This is a genomic window from Bradyrhizobium zhanjiangense (assembly GCF_004114935.1).
Lineage (GTDB): Bacteria > Pseudomonadota > Alphaproteobacteria > Rhizobiales > Xanthobacteraceae > Bradyrhizobium > Bradyrhizobium zhanjiangense.
In genome coordinates this window covers 8,536,646-8,560,693 of sequence record NZ_CP022221.1, presented here as the reverse complement: position 1 = coordinate 8,560,693, position 24,048 = coordinate 8,536,646, and the positions used below count along the sequence as shown (strand labels likewise).

The following is a 24,048-nucleotide window of genomic DNA, read 5'->3' as shown; positions in this document are numbered from 1 at the left end:
GCAGCCCGCCCGTCATGATCGTCGCCTTTTGACCTGAAGCCGCCGTCGATAAAGGGACGTAGCGTGTCCGCTCCGCCGGACCTCGACTCGTTTCGCGATGAGAAGCGCGTCGTCCACGTCGGGACCTGAGTATCAAGCGGTACTCCCGATTTTGATGCTGCCGAACAAGGATTCGGCGTTAACCATCGCTGACGGTTTCAGTCTGAGCGACATCGCTTCGAAGTTTCTTAAATTTTGCTGGGTACCTCTTCCAGGCACAGTGACCTGGGGAAAGATATGGGTAAGCGGGCGAAACGTGGAAAGGCAGAGACGCTCGCGATACCAATGGTCGCGAGAGTCGCGATTGGCGCCGTGGCCATCGCCGTAGTGGGGTACAGTTTGCTGTCTCGCCCGACGAGCGTGCAACCGATCCGAAAACCGGCCGCGCAACAAGCCCAGGCGTCGTCAACTCCGGTTTACGTGGCAACTCCAGTTCGCGCAGCGGCGGCAGCGCCGGCTCCTGCTCCGGCTCCGATTCCGGCTCCGGCGCCTCTGGTCGAACCACCAAAAGCCGCTGACGGTCCCGGAGCATTTGTCCGGCAGGTGGTTGACTACGCCAGCCATCAGACGCCGGGCACCGTGATCATCGATACCGGAAACACTTTCCTTTATTTCGTTCTGAACGACAGGCAGGCGATGCGCTACGGCATCGGTGTCGGCCGCGAAGGTTTCACATGGTCCGGTGAACAGACTGTGGCCCGCAAAGCAGAATGGCCGGATTGGCATCCGCCTGCGGAGATGGTCTCGCGTCAGCCTTATCTGCCGAGGTTCATGGCAGGCGGTCCCGGCAACCCGCTCGGCGCGCGGGCGATGTATCTCGGCGAGACCGAATATAGAATTCACGGCACCAACAAGCCCGATACGATCGGGAAGCGGGTTTCGTCCGGCTGTATCCGGCTGACCAATGAGGACGTCGTGGACCTTTATGAGCGGGTGAAGGTCGGGGCGAAAGTGATCGTGCTTCCGGCAATCGCTGCCCGTCGACCATCCCAGGGAGCGCCGCTAGACGCCGCTTCCCGATCGCCGGACCCGGCATCGCCGCCGAACCGGCCCTCGGCAACTAACGCGCAGATGCCGTCATCTGGACCGAAGATCGCCGAGGCCCAGTAACTCAGTCCGTCCCTATCGCTAGGGACAGACGCCGGTTGCGGAGTTCGCTAGTCTGGCCTGGAACAAACGAGAATCCAGGGGAGACCGCCTTGAGCACCGCGCCGCGCATCGACATCGACCCTGATACATTCTGGGCCGATCCCTATCCGATGCTCGCGGAAATGCGCAAGAAGGCGCCGATCGCCTTCGTGCCGCAGCTCGGCTCGACGCTGCTGACGAGCCGCGACGACATCTCGATCTCCGAGAAGCAGATCGACGTGTTCTCCTCGCACCAGCCGGCGGGCCTGATGAACCGGCTGATGGGCCACAACATGATGCGCAAGGACGGCGAGGCGCATCAGGTCGAGCGCCGCGCGATGTTTCCGACGGTGTCGCCGAAGACGGTGAAGGCGCACTGGACGGCGCAGTTCCAGGCCCATGCCGACCGCATCATCGACGCGATCGAACCCGGGCGCATCGATTTCATGCGCGACTTCGCCTTGCCGTTCTCCGGCGAATGTCTGAAGTCGATCACCGGCCTCACCAATATCGGTTTCCAGGACATGGATGCGTGGTCGCAGGGCATGATCGAGGGCATCGCCAACTATGCCGGCGATCCCGCGGTCGAGGCGCGCTGCCATGCCGCGACGTCAGGCATCGACGCCGCGATCGACGACATCCTGCCGGTCATGCGCAAAAATCCCGACCAGAGCATCCTCGGCGTGCTCCTCGCCTCCGGCATGCCCATGGAGAGCGTGCGCGCCAACGTCAAGCTCGCGATCTCAGGCGGCCAGAACGAGCCGCGCAAGGCCATCGCCGGCACGGTCTGGGCGCTGCTCACCCATCCCGACCAGCTCGATCTCGTGCGCAGGGGCGAGGTGTCCTGGCTCCAGGCCTTCGAGGAATACGCCCGCTGGATCTCGCCGATCGGCATGTCGCCGCGCCGCATCGCAAGACCTTGGAGCATCCGCGACGTCTCATTCGAGCTCGATGAGCGCGTGTTCCTGATGTTCGGCTCGGCCAATCGCGACGAGAAGCATTTTGAGCGTGCCGACCAGTTTGACGTGAGACGAGACACGTCGAAGAGCGTCGCCTTTGGCGCCGGCCCGCATTTCTGCGCCGGCGCCTGGGCTTCCCGCGCCATGATCGCCGACGTCGCGCTGCCGACCGTGTTCGCGCGCGTCAAGCAGCTCGAGATCGCTGACGACGAGCCGGTGCGGATCGGCGGCTGGGCGTTCAGGGGGCTGCTCAATCTGCCGATGAGGTGGAATTAGCCTGCAATGTATCTGCGCTTCGCGCCAACGGGACGCAAGTGGTTGCCTCAACTGCGGTGTCATCGCCCGGCTTGACCGGGCGATCCAGTACGCCGCGGCGGTTGTGTGAAGCATTGACGCCTCTGGGAGACTGGATTCCCCGCTTTCGCGGGGAATGACGGTGGAGGTGGTGCATGGAGCTTCGCGCCACACGGCTCCTAGTCCGCGACGATGACATAATGCCACTGTTTTGCCCGACGCGTCAAACGAATTTCGTAAAATAAGAAATCCGTGTTGAAGCAAGACGTTGGCTACTGTGCATGGGGTTGTTTTCGCACTTTCTTACCGGGGCGTGCGATTGTCACATTCGCGTGCAGAAAAAATTCGAGCTGCATTCGCTTGCCCGATTGAAAGATTGATCATGCGCGCGGCCTCGCGCGCAGTGCTCGTATCGCTATTTCTCCGCACGTCTCGACACCTCCGATAAGCCGCACCATCATTCGATACACGCGAATGAATGACGGCCGCGTGCGGCCGGGAGTGTTGAATGCAGCGTCGGGACTTTCTGAAGCTTTCCGTTGGAACTGCGGCCGCAGCGTTCGCGTCCCGCGCCAACGCGCAAGGCGCGGTGAAGGAAATTCGTATCGGCTACCAGAAGACCGGCGTGCTGGTGATCGCGCGCCAGCAGGCCGCGCTGGAAAAACATTTCACGCCGCAAGGTATCGACGTGAAATGGATCGAGTTCTCTTCGGGCCCGCCGATGATGGAAGCCATGAATGTCGGCAGCGTCGATTTCGGCGCGGTCGGCGATTCCCCGCCGGTGTTCGCCCAGGCCGCGGGCGCCGCGATCGTCTATGCTGCGGGCCAGCCCATCACCAACGGCCAGGGCATCCTGGTGCCGAAGGATTCGCCGATCCGCTCCATCGCTGATCTCAAGGGCAAGCGCGTCGGCTTCACCAAGGGCTCCAGCGCGCACAACATCGTGTTGCAGACCCTGGAGAAGGCGGGCCTCACCTATGCCGACATCACGCCGGTCTATCTCACGCCGCCGGATGCCGGGCCTGCCTTTGCCAATGGCAGCATCGAGGCCTGGGCGATCTGGGATCCTTACTTTGCGATCGGCGAGACCAAGCAGGGCGGCCGCATCCTGATCAATTCGCGCGACGTCACCAGGACCAACTCCTTCTACATCGCCAATCGCGAATTCGCGAAGAACCACGGGGCGGTCCTGCAACAGATCGTCGATGTGACGACCGCGGCGGGTAAATGGGCCGAACAGCACCGCGACGAGGTCGCCAAATCGCTCGCCGCGATCACCGGCGTCCCGCTGGACATTCAGACCGTCGCGGCCAATCGCGCGAACTTCGTGGTCGGGCCCGTCACCGATGACATCGTTGCGACCCAGCAGGGCGTTGCCGACCGCTTCTACAAGCTCGGCCTGATCCCGAAGCCGATCGTCATCCGCGACATCGTCTGGCGCAACCCGGCAGCCTGATCGTGCCGACCAGCCTTCCCATCCAAAAGGGTTTGAACATGAGGCGTATCATTCAGCGTCTGATCGCGGCCATCGTGCTGTCGATCGGCATCGTCGCCGCCGCGGTCGGCACGTCCTACGGACAGGATAAAGTGGTCCGCATCGGCTACCAGAAATACGGCAAGCTGGTGCTGCTCAAGAGCAAGGGCACGCTGGAGCCGAAGCTCGCCGCCGACGGCTACAAGGTGGTGTGGACCGAATTCCCGTCGGGTCCGCCGCTGCTCGAAGCGCTCAATGTCGGCGCGATCGATTTCGGCAACACCGGCGAAGCCCCGCCGATCTTTGCGCAAGCCGCCGGCGCGCCGATCCAGTATGTCGCCTATGAGCCGCCGGCGCCGAAGGGCGAGGCGATCCTGGTGCCGAAGGGCAGCGCGCTGAAATCGGTCGCCGAGCTCAAAGGCAAGAAGGTCGCGCTCAACAAGGGCTCCAACGTCCACTACCTCCTGGTCAAGGCGCTGGAGAAGGCGGGCGTGAAGTATTCCGAGATCGAGCCGGTGTTCCTGGCGCCGGCCGACGCGCGCGCCGCCTTCGAGCGCGGCGCGGTCGATGCCTGGGTGATCTGGGATCCGTTCCAGGCCGCGGCGGAAGCGGCCACCGGTGCGCGCACGCTCGCCGACGGCACCGGCATCGTCGCCAATTACCAGTTCTATTTCTCCTCCAAGAAATTTCTCGAAGCCAATCCGAAGATCGTCGACGCCGTGCTCGCCGAGCTCAGCACTGTCGACGATTGGGCCAAGGGCGACATCCATGCGGTGGCCGAGCAGCTGGCGCCGTCGATCGGCCTGTCGGTCCCCGTGGTCGAGGTCGCGCTGAAGCGGCAGTCCTACGGCATCAAGCCGATCACCGATGCCGTCATCGCCGACCAGCAGCAGGTCGCCGACGCGTTCTTCGCGTTAGGTCTGATCCCGAAGGCAATCAAGATTTCCGACGTGGCGCGCAAACCAGGAACATGAGCAGCACGATGAGCAAGCAAGCGAACGCCAACATCCTCTGGTTCCTGCCGACCCACGGCGACGGCCGTTATCTCGGCACCGGCGTCGGCGGCCGCGAGGTCAACTTCAACTATCTGCGCCAGATCGCACAGGCCGCCGATCAGCTCGGCTATTTCGGCGTGCTGCTGCCGACCGGGCGATCTTGCGAGGATTCCTGGATCGTCGCCTCCAGCGTCGCGCCATTCACCGAGCGGCTGCGCTATCTCGTCGCCGTCCGGCCCGGCCTGCAATCGCCGAGCGTGGCGGCGCGCATGACGGCGACGCTCGATCGCATCTCGAACGGCCGGCTTCTCGTCAATGTCGTCACCGGCGGTGATCCCGTCGAGAACAAGGGCGACGGCATCTTCCTCGGCCATGACGAGCGCTACGAGGTCACCCGCGAGTTCCTCAGCGTCTATAGCGACCTGCTCGCCGGAAAGACGGTCAATGTCGAGGGCAAGCACATCCATATCGAGGGCGGCAAGTTGTTGTTTCCTCCCGTGCAGTCGCCGCGTCCGCCGCTCTATTTCGGCGGCTCGTCCGATGCCGGCATCGACGTCGCCGTCGATACCGTCGACAAATATCTCACCTGGGGAGAGCCGCCGGCGCTGGTGGCCGAGAAGATCGCGAAGGTGAGGGATGTCGCCGCAGCGCGCGGGCGAAAACTCTCCTTCGGCATCCGCCTTCACGTGATCGTCCGCGAAACCAATGAAGCGGCCTGGCGCGCCGCGAACGAGCTGATCAAGCATGTCAGCGACGACACCATCGCGCTGGCGCAGAAGAACTTTGCCCGCATGGACTCCGTCGGCCAGCAGCGCATGGCGCAGCTTCATGGCGGCAAACGCGACCAGCTCGAGATCGCGCCGAACCTGTGGGCCGGTGTCGGCCTCGTGCGCGGCGGCGCCGGCACCGCGCTGGTCGGCGACGCCCAGACCGTCGCGGCGCGCATCAGGGAGTATCAGGATCTCGGCATCGATACCTTCATCATGTCGGGCTACCCGCATCTGGAAGAAGCCTATCGCTTCGCCGAGCTGGTATTCCCGCTGCTCTCGCTGGAGCAACCCTCAAACGTGACGAAGCTGCACTTCAACGGCGGTCCTTTCGGCGAAACGGTCGGCGGCGATTTCCGTCCGCAGCACCGGGTGCCGCAGTCATGAGCCTGATCGACAGCGTTTCGCTCCCGCGCAGCATTCGTTTGCCGCGGGTCGACGGCCTGATCCAGTGGATCGTGCCGCTTGCCATCATTGCGATCTGGCAGGTCGCGAGCGTCACCGGCTTCGTGCCGACGCGGGTGCTGCCTGCGCCGAGCGACGTCGTGCTCGCAGGTTGGAAGCTGCTGCTCTCCGGCGAGCTCGTTCGCAACATCTGGGTCTCGTTCTGGCGCGCCTCGATCGGCTTTCTGATCGGCGGCAGCATCGGTTTCGCGTTCGGGCTCGCCAACGGCCTGTCGCAGCTCTCGGCAAAGCTGACCGACACCACGCTCCAGATGGTGCGCAACGTGCCGCATCTGGCGCTGATCCCGCTGGTCATCCTCTGGTTCGGCATCGACGAGAGCGCAAAGCTGTTCCTGGTGGCGCTGGGCGTATTCTTCCCGATCTACCTCAACACGCTGCACGGCATCCGCACGGTCGATCCGCAGTTGATCGAGATGGGCCGCATCTACGGCATGACCGATGGCGAATTGTTTCGCCGGGTGATCTTCCCGGGCGCGCTGCCCTCGATCTTCGTCGGCATCCGCTTCGCGCTCGGCATCATGTGGCTGACGCTGATCGTCGCCGAGACCATCGCGGCCTCCTCGGGCCTCGGCTACATGGCGATGCAGGCGCGCGAGTTCATGCTGATCGACGTCGTCGTGCTCTCGATCCTGATCTACGCCCTGCTCGGCAAGCTCGCCGACAGCGCCTCCCGCGTGCTGGAGCGCCTGACGCTCGCCTGGCACCCCGCCTTCCAGAAACGTTGAGCAGAAATACTGGGAATCCCATGCAGACAGCGCTTCGTACCTCCCTTCCGGAAACCGAGCTCGCCAGCCGCGCCAATTTCGCGCCGCACGCCCGTGTGGTGCGCGAGGAGCGCCCGACGACGACCGCCGGCCTGCCGCTCAGCATCCGTGGCTTGCGCAAATCCTTCGGCGACAACGAGGTGCTGCGCGGCATCGATCTGCACATCCCCGCCGGCCAGTTCGTCGCCATCGTCGGCAAGAGCGGTTGTGGCAAGAGCACACTGCTGCGGCTCATCGCCGGCCTGGAGAAGATCGACGCCGGCAGCATCAGCTTCGGCCAGGATATCCAGCCCGAGGACATCCGCGTCATGTTCCAGGAGCCGCGGCTGCTGCCCTGGGCGCGCGTGCTCGCCAATGTCGAGGTCGGCCTTGGCCGCGACCGCGCCTCGGGCGATGCGCATGCGCGCGCCGAGAAGGCGCTGACCGAAGTTGGCCTTGCCGACAAGCGCGATCAGTGGCCCTCGGTGCTGTCGGGTGGCCAGAAGCAGCGCGTCGCGCTTGGCCGCGCGCTGGTCTCCCGCCCGCGCGTGCTCGCCTTCGACGAGCCGCTCGGCGCGCTGGACGCTTTGACCCGAATCTCGATGCAGCGTCTCTTGGAGCGCGTTTGGCGCGACCAGGGCTTTACCGCGATCCTGGTGACCCATGACGTCGCCGAAGCGGTCGCCTTGGCCGACCGGGTGCTGGTGATCGAGGAGGGCCGGATCGCCCATGACGTCACGGTTAACGCGGCCCGGCCTCGCCAGCGCGGTTCGGCCGAGCTTGCGGGGCTCGAAGGCTCGATCCTGAGTCACCTGTTATCGGCGGACGATCGTACCTAAATACAGGGAACCCCCATTTCGGGGAGCAACGCCATGAATGTAGTGCCCCGCGATCTCATGACCGAAATCCCTGTCTCGTCCGCCGATTTCCGCGGCGCTATGCGCCACCTCACCGGCGGCGTCAGCGTCATCACCGCCGGGCGGGGCAGGGACATCACCGGCATGACGGTGACCTCGGTGACCTCGCTATCAGTCGAACCGCCGACACTGCTGGTCAGCATCAACAGGGACGCCTCGTCCTTTCCGTTGATCCGCCGCCACAGTGCCTTCGGCGTGAACATCCTCAATGCCGACCAGCTCGATGTCGCCGAACGTTTTGCCGGCAAGGGCGGACTGAAGGGCGCCGACCGCTTTGCAGGCGCCCAATGGGTGACATCAGTTTCGGGTGTTCCGCTGCTGGTGGGCGCGCTCTCGGCGTTCGACTGCGAGGTCGAGGAGATCATCGAGCGTCACTCGCACGGCATCGTCATCGGCCGTGTCAGGGATATCAGGAGCTCGACCCGCACCGCCGCGCTGGCCTATTGGCATGGGCAATATGTGGCAGTCGACCGGGACGAAGATGCGGCCAGGCTCGCCGACGTCAGCGTTCCCGCGCGCGCCCGGCGCGGCATTTGATCGCCGCTGGCCGGCGGCCCACAGGCTGGCCTTTTTCCCGTCATCGCTCTAGAAGCGCCCTCAGCCTTCCCGCCGGGACGGCAATGGAGCGGATCGATGAAGCGCGTCGCGACCTGGGCCTTCTACGCTATCGGCGCGCTCGCGATCGCCTATCTCGCGCTCTATGCCTATGCGATGTTCAGCGGCCAGCCGATCGTGCCGGGCGATCCCATCCACATCTTCCGCAAGCCCGACGCGCCGAGTTATTCGTAGGACCTCTTAGGTCTCGTAGGGTGGGCAAAGCGAAGCGTGCCCACCACTTCTATCCAGCGAAGACAAATGGTGGGCACGGCGCAAGTGCGCCTTTGTCCACCCTACGGCACCTGCTACGACACCTGCGTTCACCCCCCTAAAATCGCCAACGCCAGCGCCTGTGCGCGCGGCACGATGCTGTCGAGCTCGAGATATTCCTCCGGCGTGTGCGCGAGCCCGCCGACCGGCCCGAGGCCGCAGATGGTCGGCGTGCCCACGGCGGCGGTGAAACCGGAATCAGCGCAGCCGCCGGAGAACTCGCCCTGGAGCGTGGTAAGGCCGACTTGCTTTGCGGCGGCCTGATAGCCTTCAAACAGCGCCTTCGACTCCGCGCTCTGCACCACCGGCACGAACTCGCCCTTGATCGTCAGCGTCGCGCTGGTACCCGGCACGTAGGACGTCGCGACGATCTGCTCGATCGCGGCCATCACCGTCGCGCGGTCTGCGGGATCGACATAGCGCAGGTCGATCTGGCCTTCCGCGTAAGGCGCCGTGGTGTTGACGGATTGCCCGCCCGAGACCAGGCCGACATTGAGCGTGATGCCCTTGTCGAGATTGGTCAGCGCGTGGATCTGCACGATCTTGTGCGCGAGCTCGCCGATCGCGCTGACGCCGGCGGCGAAATTGGCGCCGGAATGCGCGGCTTTGCCGGTGATGGCGACATGCATGAAGATGCCGCCCTTGCGCCCCGTGACGACGTTCCCGGTGGGGCGGCCCGGCTCGGAATTGAACACGGCGCGCGCGGCGCGTCCTTCGCGCTCGATCACCGGCCGCGAGGAGGGTGAGCCGATCTCCTCGTCCGAGGTGATCAGCAGCTTGATCGGATGTGGATTGCCGCCGAATTTGTGGAAGGCGGTCGCCACGAACACGTTCATGACGAGCCCGGACTTCATGTCGGCAACGCCGGGTCCATAGGCGCGGCCATCTCGAATCGTGAATGGACGCCGTCCGGCCTCGCCCTTGCCGAACACAGTGTCGCGATGTCCCATCAACAACACCGGCTTCTCGTTGCTACCGGGCTTGGCCACCTCGGCATGAATCGCATCGCCGAAGCGGTCGTTTTCCTCGCGCCGGTACGGAATGCCATGCTCGGCAAAATGCCGCTCGAACCGCGCACCGACCGCATCGACGCCTTCCTTGTCGTAGGATCCGGAATCGATGTTCACGACCTCGCGGAGCAGATCGATCATCGCCTGCCGCTGCGCCGCCAGCCAATCCGTGATTTGAGCTTCAGACATGTTTATCCCCGTGTGGTTCTCACGGGGGTTATAGAGCCTCGCGCTGGCGCGACCTAGTCGCCGGATGCGGTGCGGCCATGTTGCTGCTGTGGACTGGGACGCGTAGTGCCTCCTCAGTGTCGTCCTGGCGAAAGCCAGGACCCATACCGCGGAATCTCTCGAGTATGGGCGGTAGGTGTACCGGACGACTAATCCTCGCCAAACCTCTCCCTGGGGTAATGGGTCCTGGCTTTCACCAGGACGACACTGCGAGTGCGGCGCGCAGAGTGCCTTGAAAACAAAATGCCTAGGCCAAGCCCGGGCATCTGCATTCTCGATCAGCGTGGTCGCCTCACGCCCCGATCGGCACGCGCGGATATTCACCCGGCGTGCCCGCTGGCGGGATCGGGATGCCGCCGTCGGCGTATTCGTTGAGCTTGTTGCGCAGCGTGCGGATCGAAATCCCCAAGATGTTGGCGGCATGGGTGCGGTTGCCGAGACAGTGCTTCAGCGTCTCCAGGATCAGGTCGCGCTCGACATCGGCGACCGTGCGCCCCACAAGCGCGCGCGTCACCTGCTCGGCGGCCATGGTGGCATGCGCCACCGCCGGTGCGGTCTTGGCGAGGTCGAGGCGGTCGCCGTCGGGCGTGATGATCGCGTCGGGGCCGATCTCGTCGCCCTGCGCCATCAGCACGGCGCGATGCATGGTGTTTTCGAGCTCGCGAACGTTGCCCTGCCAGCGGTTGCTGGAGAGCACGCGGCGCGCCTCCGCCGAGATCGGGCGCAGCGGCACGCCGTTGGCCTCGGCATATTTCTTCACGAAGTGCTGGGCGAGCTCGAGGATGTCGGCGGGGCGCTCGCGCAGCGGCGGGATCTTCAAATTCACGACGTTGAGGCGGAACAGCAGATCCTCGCGAAACGTGCCTTCGCGCACGGCTTCAGCGAGGTTGCGGTTCGAGGTCGCGATGATGCGGATGTCGACGGCGACAGGCTTGGTGCCGCCGACGCGGTCGATCACGCGTTCCTGGATGGCGCGCAAGAGCTTGGATTGCAGGCGGACGTCCATCTCCGAGATTTCGTCGAGCAGGAGCGTGCCGCCGCTCGCCTCTTCGAACTTGCCGATGCGGCGGGCGATCGCACCGGTGAAGGCGCCCTTCTCGTGGCCGAACAGTTCGGATTCCAGCAGATGCTCGGGGATCGCGGCGCAGTTGATCGAGATGAACGGACGCTTGGCGCGTGCCGAGCGGGTGTGGACGTAGCGGGCCAGCACTTCCTTGCCGGTGCCGGACTCGCCGGTGATCATCACCGAGGCGTCGGAGCCCGCGATCTGCTGGGCGAGCTTGATCACCCTGGCCATCGCCTCGTCGCGATAGACCAGCTCGCGGGAATCGTTGGCAACGGCAGCCAGCACCGCGGCGATCAGCTCCGGATCCGGCGGCAGCGGGATGTATTCCTTGGCGCCGGCATGGATCGCGGCGACCGCGGCGCGGGCATCGTTGGTGATGCCGCAGGCGACGATCGGGGCGTGAATATGCTCGGCCTCCAGCCGCATCACGAGGTCGCGGATGTCGAGCGCGACGTCGACCAGCAGGAGGTCGGCACCCTTGCCGCCGCGCAAGACGCGCATCGCCTGCTCGTGATCCTCGGCATGGGTCACGGTGGCGCCGTTCTCCATCGCGATCTTGGTGGCGGTGGTGAGCTGGCCCTTCAATGTGCCAACGATGAGAAGCCGCATGTCAGTCTCCTGTCCGTCTGGTCGCGCTGCCGCGCGTCATTCCCGTGTATTCGCTAACCGCGTTCGGTCTTGATGATTTCGGTCATGGTCACGCCGAGCTTGTCCTCGACCAGCACCACCTCGCCGCGGGCGACGAGACGGTTGTTGACGTAGATGTCGATGGCCTCGCCGACGCGGCGGTCGAGCTCGAGCACGGTGCCGGGCCCGAGCTTCAACAGCTCGCCGACATCCATCTTGGAGCGGCCGAGCACGGCCGAGACCTGCACCGGCACGTCGAACACGGCTTCGAGGTCGGCGGCGACGCGCGCCGCATATTCGTCCTCGTTGTAGCCGACGTCGGTGCCGGCGGGCGGCATCGGGCCGTTGAGATCGGGCAGCGGGACCTGTCCGTCGGTGTCGCTCATGGCTTAATTCCCCCTGCGGGACGCGATATAGCGTCCAACCATGTCGTCGATCTTGGCTGCGATGGCGCCGCGCTCCAGCACGACGCCGCCATCGGCCCATTCGATCCGGCAGTCGCCGGTGGCAATCTCCGGCTCGGCCAGGATCACCAGCCGGCCTTCGAAGCCGCTCTGCTTGGCGAGCCGCTCGAACTTGTCGCGCGCAGCGTCGTAGAGCGCGTCGTTGATGCGGACGACGAGATGCGGCGTCGCCACCAGATGCGAGAAGCAGTCCTTGACCAGTGCGACGATCTCGCCGAGCGGCTCGGCGGCGACCAGATCGGCGCACAGCTTGCGCGCCACCGCGACCGCGACGTCGACCGCCTCGGTCTCCATCTTGGACTCGATGTTGCCGATGCCAGAGGCGATGCCCCGGATCGCGATGTTGATCTCCTCCATGGCGAGCGCAACGCGGCGGTCGCTCTCGGCCTTGGCCTCGCGCTGCCCGGCGGCAAAGCCGTCCTGATAGGCGCGTGCCTCGGCTTCCGCGACCTTCTGGGCGATCTCGGCCGCCGTCGCGGCCTTCTCGCGCGTCGAGCGCTCGGGCGCGGCGAAGTCGGTATCGAACAGGAATTTTGCCGGAGCGCCCATCAGTACACCAGCTCGTCGTCGGCGCGATTCTTGGTCAGCATGATCTCGCCCTTGGCGGCGAGGTCCTTGGCGAGGTTGACGAGCAGCGCCTGGGCCTCGTCGACGTCGCGCAGGCGCACCGGGCCCATCGCCGCCATGTCGTCCTGGAGCATCTTGGCCGCGCGCGAGGACATGTTGCCGAAGAAGAAGCTGCGGACGTCCTCGTTGGCGCTCTTGAGCGCGACACCGAGCTTGTCCTTGTCGACGTTGCGCATCAGGGTCTGGGCCGAGCCGGAGTCCAGCTTGACGAGGTCGTCGAAGGTGAACATCAGGGCCTTGATGCGCTCGGCCGATTCCCGGTTCTCCTCTTCCAGCGAGGTGATGAAGCGGGTCTCGGTCTGGCGATCGAAATTGTTGAAGATTTCCGCCATCACCTCGTGGGCGTCGCGACGGCGGGTCTGCGACAGGTTGGACATGAACTCGGTGCGCAGCGTCTTCTCCACGCTCTCGATCACCTCCTTCTGCACGGCTTCCATCTTCAGCATGCGGTTGACGACGTCGAGCGCGAGCTCCTCCGGGAAGATGCCGAGCACGCGGGCGGCGTGCTCCGGCTTCAGCTTCGACAGCACCACCGCGATGGTTTGCGGATATTCGTTCTTGAGATAGTTCGCGAGCACCTCTTCCTGCACGTTGGAGAGCTTCTCCCACATGTTGCGGCCGGCGGGGCCGCGGATCTCGTCCATAATGCCGTTGACGCGCTCCGGCGGAAGGTATTGCTGGAGCAGTCGCTCGGTGGCGTCGAAATTGCCCATCAGCGCGCCCGAGGCCGACATGCGCGAGACGAATTCGAGCAGCATGTCCTCGACGGTGTCGACCTCGACGGTACCGAGTGTCGACATCTCCAGCGAGAGCTGGCGCACCTCGTCGTCGTCGAGCAGCGACCAGATCTTGCCGCCATATTGCTCACCCAGCGCCAGCATCAGGATCGCGGCACGCTTCGGCCCGCCCAACGCGGCGGTCTTGGCGCCGCCCGCGCGGTTGCCGGCGCGCTGACCGAGCGTGGAGATCACGCTGGTGATGTCGTTGGAGTTGGCGTTCTGCAGATTGGCGGCCATGTCAGATCACTTCTTGATTCACTTGGCAAAGTTACTTGGCTTGGTTATTTCGCGGGTTCGGTCAGCCATTGGCGGATGATGGCGACGGTTTCGTTGGGGTTGCGCTCGGCGAGCTCGCCGACGCGATGAACGGACTGGGCGTGAACCTGGCCCTGAATGGTGGCGACGTCGATGGCGCTGGCGGCGCCGCCCGGCAGCAGCGGCTGGCCGGTGGCGGGTGCGGCCTCTTCCGAAGCGGAGGGGCCCGTCAGCACGCCGGAGATGGCGGCGGCGACTTCGTCGGAGGCGAGGATGCGCTTGACCAGCGGGCGGATCACCAGGAACAGCACGACCAGGCCGAGCAGCATCATCACGCCGAGTTCGACGAAGTACATGACGTCGTCCTTGGTGAACTGGAGCATGCCGAGGAAGCCCGAGGGTTCGCCGATCGGAGCGGTGGAGGGCGCATCGGCAAAGCGGAGGTTAACGACCTCGACCTGGTCGCCGCGCTTCTGGTCGAAGCCGATCGCCGAGCGCACCAGCGCGGCGATGCGATCGAGCTGCTCCTTGGTGCGGTCCTGATAGGCCAGCTCGCCCTTGTCGTTCTTGGAATAGATGCCGTCGACCAGCACCGCGACCGAGATGCGGTTGACCCGGCCGGCCTCGGTCACTTCGGTCTTGGTGGTGCGGGAGATCTCGTAATTGTTGGTCTCTTCGGTCTTCTTGCTCTGGTCCTTGGCCGCGACGCCGTTGTTCTGCTGGTTGCCGGGCAGCTCGTTGTTGACGGTGACCTGACCGTTGTTGTCGGCGGTCATGCTCTGCTCTTCGCGGGTCTGGCTCGAGCGCAGCACGCGGCCTTCGGGGTCGAACTTGTCCGAGGTCTGGGTGACCTTGTTGAAGTCGAAATCGGCGGAGAGCTGCACGCGGGCGCGGCCGGAGCCGACCACGGAGGAGACGATGTCCTCGACCTGCTTGCGCATCCGCTTCTCGAAGGCGATGCGGCGCTCGTCGCCGACCGCCTGCTCCGGATCGGTCGCGGCGCCGTCGGCCAGCAGCTGGCCGGCTTCGTCGACGATCGAGACCCGCTGCGGCTTCAGCCCGTTGACGGCGGAGGCGACGAGATGGCGGATGGCGCGGATCTGCTGGGCTTCCAGCGAGCCGCGGACGCGGACCACGATCGAGGCCGACGGCTCCGGCGCCTCGCGCGCGAACAGCGGGCGCTCCGGCAGCACCAGATGGACGCGGGCAGCCTGGATGCGGTCGATGGCGCGGATGGTGCGGGCGAGCTCGCCTTCGAGCGCGCGGAGGTGATTGATGTTCTGGACGAAGGAGGTGGTGCCGAGCGCGTCCGACTTGTCGAACACCTCGTAGCCGACGCCGCCGCCCTTGGGCAGGCCGCCCTCGGCAAGCTTCATCCGCAGGCGCGTGACCTTGTCCTTGGGCACCATGATGATGGAGCCCTCGTTACGGATCTCGAACTGGATGCCCTGGCGTTCCAGGTCCTTGATGATGCCCGAGGAATCCTCGACGCTGAGGTCCGTGAACAGCGTCGTCATCTGCGGCGTGGTGACGCGCATGATGACGAACGCGAAGAAGCCGATGAGCGCGGCGGTAACCGCGATCATCGCCCCGAATCGGGCGGCCCCGATACCTTTCAGGAAGTCGACCAGACCTTGCAAGCAACCGCCCCAACAGCTTCGGCCGCTTTCACTGGAAAGGCCGAGTGGGCAATTATTGCCTAGGTGATGGTTTCGATATGGTTAACGACGGTTAAGAGGTCGGACAAAAGTTAACACCATGAAAAATCGGCCTCGCAGGGCGAGGCCGATTTTCGTCAAAAGCTGCAGATTTCCGGATCGCTTACTGGCGATATTGCTGGATGCGGGTGGTGCGAAGACCCGCCAGACCGTGCTGGTCGATGGAAAACTGCCAGGAGAGGAATTCGTCGACCGTCAGGGTATACCGGCTGCAGGCCTCCTCAAGGGAGAGAAGTCCACCGCGCACAGCGGCGACAACTTCGGCCTTGCGGCGGATGACCCAGCGTTTGGTGCCGGGTGCAGGCAGATCCGCGATCGTCAACGGACTGCCGTCCGGCCCGATGACGTATTTTACCCTCGGGCGATGGGGTTCTGTCATGGCGTACTCACAAACTCTCAACCACTGAACTCACGCCGTAACCCTACGCCCCGCGGCTTAAAAATCCGCTAAGCCTAAGGCTTCAATACAATTCTCGTTGAAACTGGCTGGAACGCGCTCGTCTCGGCCGGCGGGACGGGTGCGTCCAGGCCAGTCGAGGGGGACTTCGTAAATACTTTACTAACGAACGAGGCCTGCGCGCGCTCTTTCGGGCGTCGTCCCGGCCTAGTGCGCAATTGCGCACGGGGGGCCGGGACCCATAATCACAGGGAGGAGTTTGGCGAAGACCCGTAGTTCGGAAGTCTTTCTTGGTACTGCTACCAGCGGTTCATCGATAGATCACGCGGTATGGATCCCGGCCTTCGCCGGGATGACACCGTATATGTAACGGCCCGCCAGCCCTCAATTGCTGCCGGTGGCGATGATGCTCTTGACCTGGCTCAGGGTGTAGCTGGCGCCGTCGATGGTGAGCAGCGGCGGCGACTGGGTCAGGTCGACCGATGACACCGTGCCCTGTACCTGCGCGGCGATGCCGACGGTGTTGTTCGCCACATCCTTGCCCGTGGCCGAGATCGTGTACTTGCCGTCAGGCCATTGCGTGCCGTCATTGCCCATGCCGTTCCAGGTGAAGGGGATGTCGGTGCCGGCGGCGGCGGTATATTTGCCGGTGAACACAGTCTGGCCGCTGGCATTGGCGACGGTGATGTCGACGGTCGAGTCGGTCGGCACATTGAGATGCCAGGTCGCCGACGATTTCGTCATGGTCGCGGTCGAGCCGTCGACCAGGGCGGTCTTGCCGACGAAGCCCAGCGCCTGGGTCGCCTGCGTGGTCTGCTGCAGGGTGACGAGCTGGGACAGCGAATCGTTGGTCTTGAGCTGCTGCTCGACGCCGGCGAACTGCACCAGCTGCTGGGTGAATTGGTTGGTATCGAGCGGATCCAGCGGATTCTGGTTCTGCAGCTGCGTCGTCAGCAGCGTCAGGAAGGTCTGGAAATTGCCGGCGAGCGTCGATCCCGTGGTCGAGCTCAGCGAGTTCGACGAGGAGGATTTCGGGATGTCGGTCGTCCCGGAGACGACGGAAGGTGCGGTGGCGGCATTCGTGGTGGCCATGTCGAATACTCCTTACACTCTGATGTCGACGCCGCTGCTCGGCCCATACATGCGGCCGTAGCCGCGCCCGACGGGCGCCGCTGCAACGGTTTCGTCCTCGCTGATGATCAGCCGGCGGGCATTGCCGCCATTGTCGTTGTTCTGGCCGGAGTTTTGGCCCGAGGAATTCTGGTCGCGCAGGCTGAAGGACAACCCGTTGCTGCCGGTCTTGAAACCGGCATCGTCGAGCGCGCGCTGCAATTGCGGCGCGTCCTGACGCAGCATTTGCAGCGTTTCCGGCTTCTCCACGGTGAGATGCGAGGTGACCTGGCCGTTGCGGTCGACATTGATGCGGACGTCGATGCGGCCGAGCTCGACCGGATCGAGGCTGATGTCGAAGCGGGACTTGCCGGCGCGCACGGCGGCCGCGATCTCGATCGGTATGCCGCTGATCGGCACCGCCGTGTTAGTTGCCGCGGTTGCGGTGAGCGTCGCGGTCGATGCAGTGGCGGTCGAGGTCGTATTGGTCAGCGGCGCCTGCACGGCGGAGGCGGCTTGTGCGCTGGTATCCGTCGCGGCGACAGCCGCCTGCGGTCCCGCATGAACGTGCGCGGCGGATACGCCAGGGGCCGCATCGGCGGTACGCTCAGTGCCAGCCGCCTTCGCGTCAGCCGCTCCGCCATCTGCCTGCGGCCTGGCGGCCTGGGGATGCGCGGCGGCGTTAAGGGGCGCTGCGCCCGCTGCTTGCGGCGTGGCGGCGTTCGCCTTGCCGGTATCCTGGCCGATATTGGAGATGTCGGTCTGGGCCTGCGCCGTGGCCGCGGCCTTGAATGAGGTCTTTGGCGTGCCCTGGTCCACGGCGGCGATCAGGCCGCCATTGGCTTTCGCATCGGTCGCGGTGGCCTCGCCCGTGCCGGTCGCGGTCTCGCCGAGCGTGGTCGTGGTGTCCGCATCGACCTCGGCGCTCGCAGTCTTGGCGCTCTTGTCGCCCGCGGTGGCGGTATCGGTCTTGGCGCCCTGGATCTGCGCCGCGGTGGAAGCGCTGGCGGCGAGGCCGGCGGCGGTGATCGTCAGCGGTGAGGCGGAGCCGGTGGCCTGGTTCGCAGCCGCATTCGGATCGACCGGCACGACCGGTGCGGCAACGACGATCGCGTTCGGATCGGGCACGGCGAGTTGCGTCGCATCGGTCGCCACTGCGGCCGCCGCATCGACGGCGGCCACGACGGTGTCGGTGCCGTCGGTCTTGTCACCCTTGGTCTCGTCGGATTTGTCGGCCGATTTGGCGTCGGAGGCCTCGACCTTGGCCTTGGTCTTGCCGGCGTCCTTGGCCGGATCGGTCGTCGTGTCGCTCGTCTCATCGTTCTTGGTCGGCGCGGACGTGTCGGTGTCGTCGCTCGCCTTGCTCTGCGAGGACTGATCCGTGGACGACGTGTTGCGCGCAGCTCTGTCCGAGGAGGACGACGAAGACGAAGCATCGCTCCGGCGCGGCGCAGTGTCCTGCGCCTGCGAGGCTGCGTTGTTGCTGATCGCCTGGGTGTTGCTGTCGACCAGCGAGCCGAAGGAATCGGCCGCGGAATTATCCTTCGCCGCTTGCGACCGGGCAGACCTTTGCTGTGCGCTTTGGACTTGCACGCTTGCCACGACATCTGACGTCCGACCGACCACAGGCGACCCCTTGGAAACATCTTCGGCAGGAAGGGAGCAAGGAGCGGGCCAGCGCCCCTTCATGTCCATTTCAACAGCAAAATCAAAATCTTGCGAAATCGGCGCGGCCGCCATGAGGTCTGCCGCGACCCCGTCATTTCTGCCGCCCCGGCAAGAATTGCCCTAAGCTGGCCGCCCGCGTGATTGCTTCACCGGAATGCCGCCTATATTAAAGAGGTCACTCTCAGCCGCTTTCGACCGGGCAGTCGTGCCCCCCGGGGGAACCAGGGTTCCCGGGGATCGCCCGATATCCCGCCGGAAGCACAGGAAATGCGGATCACCACGCCGCCGTCACAACGCTTTAAGGCCCATGCTCAACAGTCTGGATCTCGAAGGCCGTCCTGAGGACACCAGGGTCGTCGTTGCCATGTCGGGCGGCGTCGATTCCTCGACGACGGCTGCGCTGCTCAAGGCTGAGGGCTACGAGGTCGTCGGCATCACGCTCCAGCTCTACGATCATGGTGCGGCGACCCATCGCAAGGGCGCCTGCTGCGCCGGCCAGGATATCCACGACGCCCGCGACGTCGCGGCCAAGCTCGGCATTCCCCATTACGTGCTCGACTACGAGGACCGTTTTCGCGAGTCCGTCATCGACAACTTTGCCGACTCTTACGCGCTCGGTGAGACGCCGGTGCCGTGCATCGAGTGCAACCGTTCGGTCAAGTTCCGCGATCTCCTGAAGACCGCGCGCGAGCTCGGCGCCACCGCGCTCGCCACCGGCCATTACGTCGCCTCGCGTCGCCTGAATGACGGCTCGCGCGCGCTGGTGTGCGCCGCCGACGCCGATCGTGATCAGAGCTATTTCCTGTTCGCGACCACGCGCGAGCAGCTCGACTTCCTGCGCTTTCCCTTGGGCGACATGACCAAGCCGCAGACGCGCGAGCTCGCGCGCCGCTTTGGGCTCGCGGTCGCCGACAAGCACGACAGCCAGGACATCTGCTTCGTGCCGACGGGACGCTACACCGACGTCATCACTCGCCTGCGGCCGAACGCGATGGATCCCGGCGACATCGTCGATCTCGACGGACGCGTGCTCGGCCAGCACAACGGCATCGCCAATTTCACCGTCGGCCAGCGCCGCGGCCTCGGCATTGCGGCGACCGCGCCGCTGTTCGTAGTGCGCCTTGAAGCCGCCAATCGCCGCGTCGTGGTCGGTCCGCGCGATGCCCTGAAGATGCACCGCATCGTGCTGCGCGACGTCAACTGGATCGGCGACGGCGACATCGACCGCGCCATCGGCGGCGGTCTCGAAATGTTCGTGCGGGTGCGCTCGACCCGTAGCCCCCAGCCCGCGTGGCTGCGCGGCGGCAATGGTCATTACGAGATCGAGCTCGTCGCCGGCGAAGAGGGCGTCTCGCCGGGCCAGGCCTGCGTGTTCTACGACGCGCCTGGCGGCCAGGCGCGCGTGCTCGGCGGCGGCTTCATTCAGAGCGCCGCAGCGAAGGTCGGTACGGCCTCATTGCGGCCGCTCGCGGAAGCCGTGCGCGGCTAATCATGACGAAATTGGATCGCACTGCCGCGGCACCGGAAGTGCGCCCCCTCTCCCGCTTGCGGGAGAGGGTTGGGAAGAGGGCTCTCTCCACACGCGATATCTCGCGGGCGGATAGAACCCTCACCCGGCGCTACGCGCCGACCTCTCCCGCAAGCGGGAGAGGCTCAGACCGCGCGCGGGGCGACTTTTGAATCCACCAACACGCATCACACACTAGAAGCGCGCAAGGGCAGGGGGCATGGCAGCAGACATCTCGCGGGCCGGGGTCGAGAAGGCCTATGGCCGCTGGGCGCCGGTCTATGATCTCGTGTTCGGCAAGGTGTTCGACGCCGGACGGCAGTCGACCATCGCGGAGGCCGACCGCATCGGCGGCCGTATCCTCGACGTCGGCGTCGGCACCGGGCTATCGCTCTCGGACTATGCGCGCACCACGAAAATCTGCGGCGTCGACATCTCCGAGCCGATGTTGCGCAAGGCACAGGCGCGCGTGCGCGCGCTGCGGCTCTCCAATGTCGAAGTGCTCTCGGTGATGGACGCGAAAAACCTCGCCTTCCCCGAAAACTTCTTCGACGCGGTGGTCGCGCAATATGTCATCACCGCGGTGCCCGATCCCGAAGGCACGCTCGACGAGTTCGTGCGCGTGCTCAAGCACGGCGGTGAGCTGATCCTCGTCAATCACATCGGCGCCGAGGCGGGCCCGCGAAAACTGTTCGAGCTCGCCTTCGCACCCATAGCCCGCCGCCTCGGCTGGCGCCCGGAATTCCCGTGGGCCCGCCTCGCCAATTGGGCCGCAAAACACGGCGGCGTCACGCTAGCCGAGCGCCGACCGATGCCGCCGATGGGGCATTTTTCGCTGATCCGCTACCGCAAATCGTGATCGTGATTGGACTGGCGCGCAGCCAGCCAGGCCGGCAGTGCGCCCCCTCTCCCGCTTGCGGGAGAGGGTAGGGGAGAGGGCTCTCTCCACCAGCGATATCTCTCGCGCGGGTAAAGCTTTCACCACCCCGTCATTGCGAGCCAACGGATCCGCGCGAAGCGCGGCCCGATGACAGGCTCCGCGAAGCAATCCAGACTGTCTCCGCGGAAAAACCCTGGATTGCTTCGCTGCGCTCGCAATGACGGGGGAATACTTCAGGGATCGCCCGATCACATCGCGCTTGGCCCGGGAACGGGCCCCACGCCCAGCGCGTTTCCTTCCCATGCGCACGACATCAAACATCATCCTAGCGGGCCTCCTGATCGCCGCCTCCGGCAGCGCGATCGCGCAGGCCCCGCCCGCCCCGGCGACGCCGCCGCAACAGACCGCGCCACCGTCTCCGCAACATCCGACCAATTGCACAGCCCAGGACCGTCTGAACCGCCAGCCTGACGGCACCACCACCGGCCAGGCCCGGGAACCGCTCGGCGACAAGTTGGCCAAATCCGAGGGCGTGCTCTGCCCGCCCGCCGGCATCGACCCCGAGATGCACGCGCCCGCGCCCGACACCGGCGCCAACACCCCGGTGATCCCACCCCCGGGCAGCCCCGGCGGCGATCCGAACGTGCGGCCGAAATAGGCTGATTCTTCGCCCCCTTTCTTCGCCTCTCCCCGCCCGCGGGGAGAGGCTGGAATTCCGCGCAAAAGCGCGGATTCCGGGTGAGGGGGACTCTCCACAGGTCTGGTGTCGGAATGGGCCGGTCCGTCGCTGAATTCACTCAGCTAATCGACCGGGCTTTGCTTGACTTCCCGCCGCCCCCTTCCTTATATGCCGCGCGTTCGCGAGATCGGCCGTTTCGGCCACCGCGAGCCCTGTGGCGGGGTAGCTCAGCTGGTTAGAGCACGGGAATCATAATCCTGGGGTCGGGGGTTCGAGTCCCTCCCCCGCTACCAAGATTCCATCGCGGTATCAGCTGGTTACTGAGATCGTCCTCGCTGACTACTGACCCCGTAGCACATCGGTAGCGCATCTGCGCCGAGTCAGCGCCAAACGAATCCTTGCTACGCAGATTGCATTCGAAAATCCTGCAGGCGTTGCTGAATGCCGCTCTTCAAGGATTCATGGAGGCGGCTAGGTCTCATGGGGCCAACGCTGAGCCGTTGAGCAGGCCGCTACTACAAACCTAGCCAGTTGCGCATGCTCGTCCGAGGTATCTGGAGGGACATATTGTCGGGGCTCGATGCCCAGCGTACGTTGAGTTTGAATCCTTCTCGCTCCGCCACCCGGCAAAAATGATCTCGTACTTGGAGCTGCAGACAGGCCAGAAACTCGGTCGTTTTCCTGCTTTTTCGCGGGCGGAGAATTCCCAGCGGTCATCCAGCAAAGGCCTGAATGAAGCCGGAGAACCGAATTTTCTCCGAATCTTTGAACCCGCAAAGTCGGTCTAGTACGGCATTTCTCAGAAAATCAACGGCTTGGCTGCGCGGCGGTTTGAATCCGCCTCGCTCAACCAAAATAGGAATCTGGGAATTTCTAGTTCGGTTTGCCGTTCGCGGCAGGCCCGCAGGATTGGAAGTTACTCTCGCTCAGCTCGGGCTGGCTCAATGGGAAGGGTTAGTGAACTTCCTGAAATTGCGGCCGGGGAGGACGATGATGGCTGCCAGGTCTACACTGAGAAGCCGACAGTCACTGAAGGCTCGCAAGGAGTGTTCATTGACGGTCCTGACACGCGCGGACATAACAAGAAGAATAGCGCGCTTAAAACGGACAAGAGCCGGATCGAGGCTCATATCAAACCGATACTCGGCGCGCGAAAGATCCCCGAAGTGGACACTCAGACATCGAGAAATTCCTGCACGAGGTTGCGCGGGGAGCGACGACCGGCGCAAGCATTTGGGGACCGTAAGAATCCGGGGACATCGCTTTTGCGCTGTCCTAGCGAGGCCTATGCGTCAGGCCATCTAAATCTTGGCCATCTCGGCGCGAGAGCCGGAAGATCTTCCTGGACTTTGTGCTGCCAAGCAGCCAGCCGAAAGGAATATCCTGAAGAGTTGGCAAGCGCTGGTGCTCCCATGGAAGGTTGAGCCAGTCGGAGGAATTCGTTCCATGGACGAGGATATCCTACACAAATTGGAGGGGCGCCTCGGACCGCTCCATGCGAGACAGCGATTGGCTATCGAGACGGTTCGTGAGGCACAGATCTTCGGCCACGGCCTTCTCTCCTTTCACATAGAGAACTGGTATCCGGTCCATTCTGTCGTCCGAAATGCACTCAAGCTGACCGGTCTCTACTGGCGCGGACGCCGAAATACAGAAAGCATTCTCGTCAAACGGAATGATGTTGTGTTCAAGGAGCTGCCACAGCTGTTCGACGGCTTCACCATACTCCACCTTAGCGACATGCACGTGGATATGAATGAAGCTGCCATGCAGCGCCTTATCGAACTCGTCGGCGACATGCGCTACGATCTATGTGTTCTAACCGGGGACTATCGGGGGAAGAATCTTGGACCGTTTGAGGCTACCTTGAACGGCGTTGCACGAGTGCGAGCTCATCTAAAGGAGCCCGTTTATGGGGTTCTAGGCGACCACGATACCATCCAAATGGTTCCGGGGCTGGAAGCCATGGGAATACATATACTGCTTAACGAGAGCGAGGTGATCGTGCGCGGCGATCAGCAAATCTATTTAGCTGGAATCGATGACGCTCATTGCTTCAAGGCCGACGATATCGAAAAGGCTGCGTTGCAGATACCGTTTGGCGAGTTCTCCATCTTACTGTCACACACACCGGAGATCTATCATCCGGCGGCTCATGCCGGTTTTAATTTGTTGCTGAGCGGGCATACGCACGGCGGGCAGATCTGTCTGCCAGGATCTATTCCGATCATACTTGATGCAGTATTGCCTCGACGGATGGGGGCAGGAGCTTGGCGGTATCATGACATGGCCGGCTACACCTCTGTCGGTGCTGGATCGAGCGTCGTTCCTGTTCGCCTCAACTGTCCACCAGAAATCACCCTGCACTGCCTTCGTTCGGGCTAA

General features: G+C 64.4%; 22 protein-coding genes and 1 tRNA gene. 14 read left to right on the top strand and 9 right to left on the bottom strand.

Going from position 1 to position 24,048, the window contains the following annotated elements:
• The first annotated feature begins 276 nt into the window (after positions 1–276).
• From XH85_RS40915 to XH85_RS45690, 9 genes are all read left to right on the top strand, one after another.
• Entirely contained in the window at positions 277–1,149 is an 873-nt protein-coding gene (locus XH85_RS40915) for a L,D-transpeptidase (protein WP_164940589.1), read from the top strand.
• 89 nt (positions 1,150–1,238) lie between these two features.
• The gene (locus tag XH85_RS40910; protein ID WP_128936433.1) at positions 1,239–2,402 is read left to right on the top strand and encodes a cytochrome P450; all 1,164 of its coding nucleotides are present in this window, start codon (positions 1,239–1,241) and stop codon (positions 2,400–2,402) included.
• A gap of 526 nt (positions 2,403–2,928) precedes the next feature.
• Positions 2,929–3,876, top strand: a complete 948-nt coding sequence (locus XH85_RS40905) for a sulfonate ABC transporter substrate-binding protein (RefSeq protein WP_128936432.1) — start codon at positions 2,929–2,931, stop codon at positions 3,874–3,876.
• A 38-nt stretch (positions 3,877–3,914) separates the two neighbouring features.
• Positions 3,915–4,868: a sulfonate ABC transporter substrate-binding protein gene (locus tag XH85_RS40900; RefSeq protein WP_128936431.1), complete on the top strand. Its 954-nt coding sequence runs from the start codon at positions 3,915–3,917 to the stop codon at positions 4,866–4,868.
• Complete coding sequence (gene ssuD / locus XH85_RS40895; protein WP_128936430.1) at positions 4,865–6,043, top strand: FMNH2-dependent alkanesulfonate monooxygenase; 1,179 nt, start codon at positions 4,865–4,867, stop codon at positions 6,041–6,043. Before XH85_RS40900 ends, ssuD begins: the two co-directional genes overlap by 4 nt.
• Positions 6,040–6,846: an aliphatic sulfonate ABC transporter permease SsuC gene (gene ssuC / locus XH85_RS40890; RefSeq protein WP_128936429.1), complete on the top strand. Its 807-nt coding sequence runs from the start codon at positions 6,040–6,042 to the stop codon at positions 6,844–6,846. The genes ssuD and ssuC overlap by 4 nt, the downstream gene beginning before the upstream one ends.
• A gap of 20 nt (positions 6,847–6,866) precedes the next feature.
• On the top strand, positions 6,867–7,703 hold the full coding sequence (locus XH85_RS40885; RefSeq protein WP_128936428.1) for an ATP-binding cassette domain-containing protein: 837 nt from the start codon (positions 6,867–6,869) through the stop codon (positions 7,701–7,703).
• 33 nt (positions 7,704–7,736) lie between these two features.
• Positions 7,737–8,318 carry a flavin reductase family protein gene (locus XH85_RS40880; protein ID WP_128936427.1) on the top strand — a complete coding sequence of 194 codons (582 nt, stop codon included), beginning with the start codon at positions 7,737–7,739 and terminating at the stop codon, positions 8,316–8,318.
• 96 nt (positions 8,319–8,414) lie between these two features.
• Positions 8,415–8,570 carry a hypothetical protein gene (locus XH85_RS45690; RefSeq protein WP_008131268.1) on the top strand — a complete coding sequence of 52 codons (156 nt, stop codon included), beginning with the start codon at positions 8,415–8,417 and terminating at the stop codon, positions 8,568–8,570.
• Positions 8,571–8,698: 128 nt separating this feature from the next.
• On the opposite strand, the gene XH85_RS40875 is transcribed toward XH85_RS45690, so the two are convergent.
• The 9 genes from XH85_RS40875 to XH85_RS40830 all read right to left on the bottom strand — a co-directional run bounded on the left by XH85_RS40875 (position 8,699) and on the right by XH85_RS40830 (position 18,555).
• Positions 8,699–9,847 carry a M20 family metallopeptidase gene (locus XH85_RS40875; RefSeq protein ID WP_128936426.1) on the bottom strand — a complete coding sequence of 383 codons (1,149 nt, stop codon included), beginning with the start codon at positions 9,845–9,847 and terminating at the stop codon, positions 8,699–8,701.
• Between the two features lie 331 nt (positions 9,848–10,178).
• Positions 10,179–11,561 carry a sigma-54-dependent transcriptional regulator FlbD gene (gene flbD, locus XH85_RS40865; protein ID WP_128936425.1) on the bottom strand — a complete coding sequence of 461 codons (1,383 nt, stop codon included), beginning with the start codon at positions 11,559–11,561 and terminating at the stop codon, positions 10,179–10,181.
• 53 nt (positions 11,562–11,614) lie between these two features.
• Positions 11,615–11,965, bottom strand: coding sequence for a flagellar motor switch protein FliN (gene fliN / locus XH85_RS40860; RefSeq protein WP_091888362.1), 351 nt, complete (start codon positions 11,963–11,965; stop codon positions 11,615–11,617).
• Positions 11,966–11,968: 3 nt separating this feature from the next.
• Entirely contained in the window at positions 11,969–12,592 is a 624-nt protein-coding gene (locus tag XH85_RS40855) for a FliH/SctL family protein (RefSeq protein WP_128936424.1), read from the bottom strand.
• Positions 12,592–13,686 carry a flagellar motor switch protein FliG gene (fliG, locus tag XH85_RS40850; RefSeq protein ID WP_128936423.1) on the bottom strand — a complete coding sequence of 365 codons (1,095 nt, stop codon included), beginning with the start codon at positions 13,684–13,686 and terminating at the stop codon, positions 12,592–12,594. The genes XH85_RS40855 and fliG overlap by 1 nt, the downstream gene beginning before the upstream one ends.
• A 44-nt stretch (positions 13,687–13,730) precedes the next feature.
• On the bottom strand, positions 13,731–15,344 hold the full coding sequence (gene fliF, locus XH85_RS40845) for a flagellar basal-body MS-ring/collar protein FliF (RefSeq protein ID WP_128936422.1): 1,614 nt from the start codon (positions 15,342–15,344) through the stop codon (positions 13,731–13,733).
• A gap of 181 nt (positions 15,345–15,525) precedes the next feature.
• Complete coding sequence (gene sciP / locus XH85_RS40840) at positions 15,526–15,801, bottom strand: CtrA inhibitor SciP (RefSeq protein ID WP_002714638.1); 276 nt, start codon at positions 15,799–15,801, stop codon at positions 15,526–15,528.
• Positions 15,802–16,203: 402 nt separating this feature from the next.
• On the bottom strand, positions 16,204–16,911 hold the full coding sequence (locus XH85_RS40835; protein ID WP_091888371.1) for a flagellar hook assembly protein FlgD: 708 nt from the start codon (positions 16,909–16,911) through the stop codon (positions 16,204–16,206).
• A gap of 12 nt (positions 16,912–16,923) precedes the next feature.
• Positions 16,924–18,555, bottom strand: a complete 1,632-nt coding sequence (locus XH85_RS40830; protein ID WP_128936421.1) for a flagellar hook-length control protein FliK — start codon at positions 18,553–18,555, stop codon at positions 16,924–16,926.
• A gap of 349 nt (positions 18,556–18,904) precedes the next feature.
• On the opposite strand from XH85_RS40830, the gene mnmA reads away from it, so the two are divergent.
• The 5 genes from mnmA to XH85_RS40805 all read left to right on the top strand — a co-directional run bounded on the left by mnmA (position 18,905) and on the right by XH85_RS40805 (position 24,048).
• On the top strand, positions 18,905–20,086 hold the full coding sequence (gene mnmA, locus XH85_RS40825; protein WP_128936420.1) for a tRNA 2-thiouridine(34) synthase MnmA: 1,182 nt from the start codon (positions 18,905–18,907) through the stop codon (positions 20,084–20,086).
• Positions 20,087–20,324: 238 nt separating this feature from the next.
• Positions 20,325–20,963, top strand: a complete 639-nt coding sequence (locus XH85_RS40820; protein ID WP_128936419.1) for a class I SAM-dependent methyltransferase — start codon at positions 20,325–20,327, stop codon at positions 20,961–20,963.
• A 322-nt stretch (positions 20,964–21,285) separates the two neighbouring features.
• Positions 21,286–21,642: a hypothetical protein gene (locus XH85_RS40815; RefSeq protein WP_091888379.1), complete on the top strand. Its 357-nt coding sequence runs from the start codon at positions 21,286–21,288 to the stop codon at positions 21,640–21,642.
• A 237-nt stretch (positions 21,643–21,879) separates the two neighbouring features.
• Positions 21,880–21,956 (top strand) — tRNA-Met (locus tag XH85_RS40810).
• A gap of 1,153 nt (positions 21,957–23,109) precedes the next feature.
• Positions 23,110–24,048 (top strand): metallophosphoesterase, encoded by a 939-nt coding sequence (locus tag XH85_RS40805; protein ID WP_128936418.1) that lies wholly within the window; start codon positions 23,110–23,112, stop codon positions 24,046–24,048.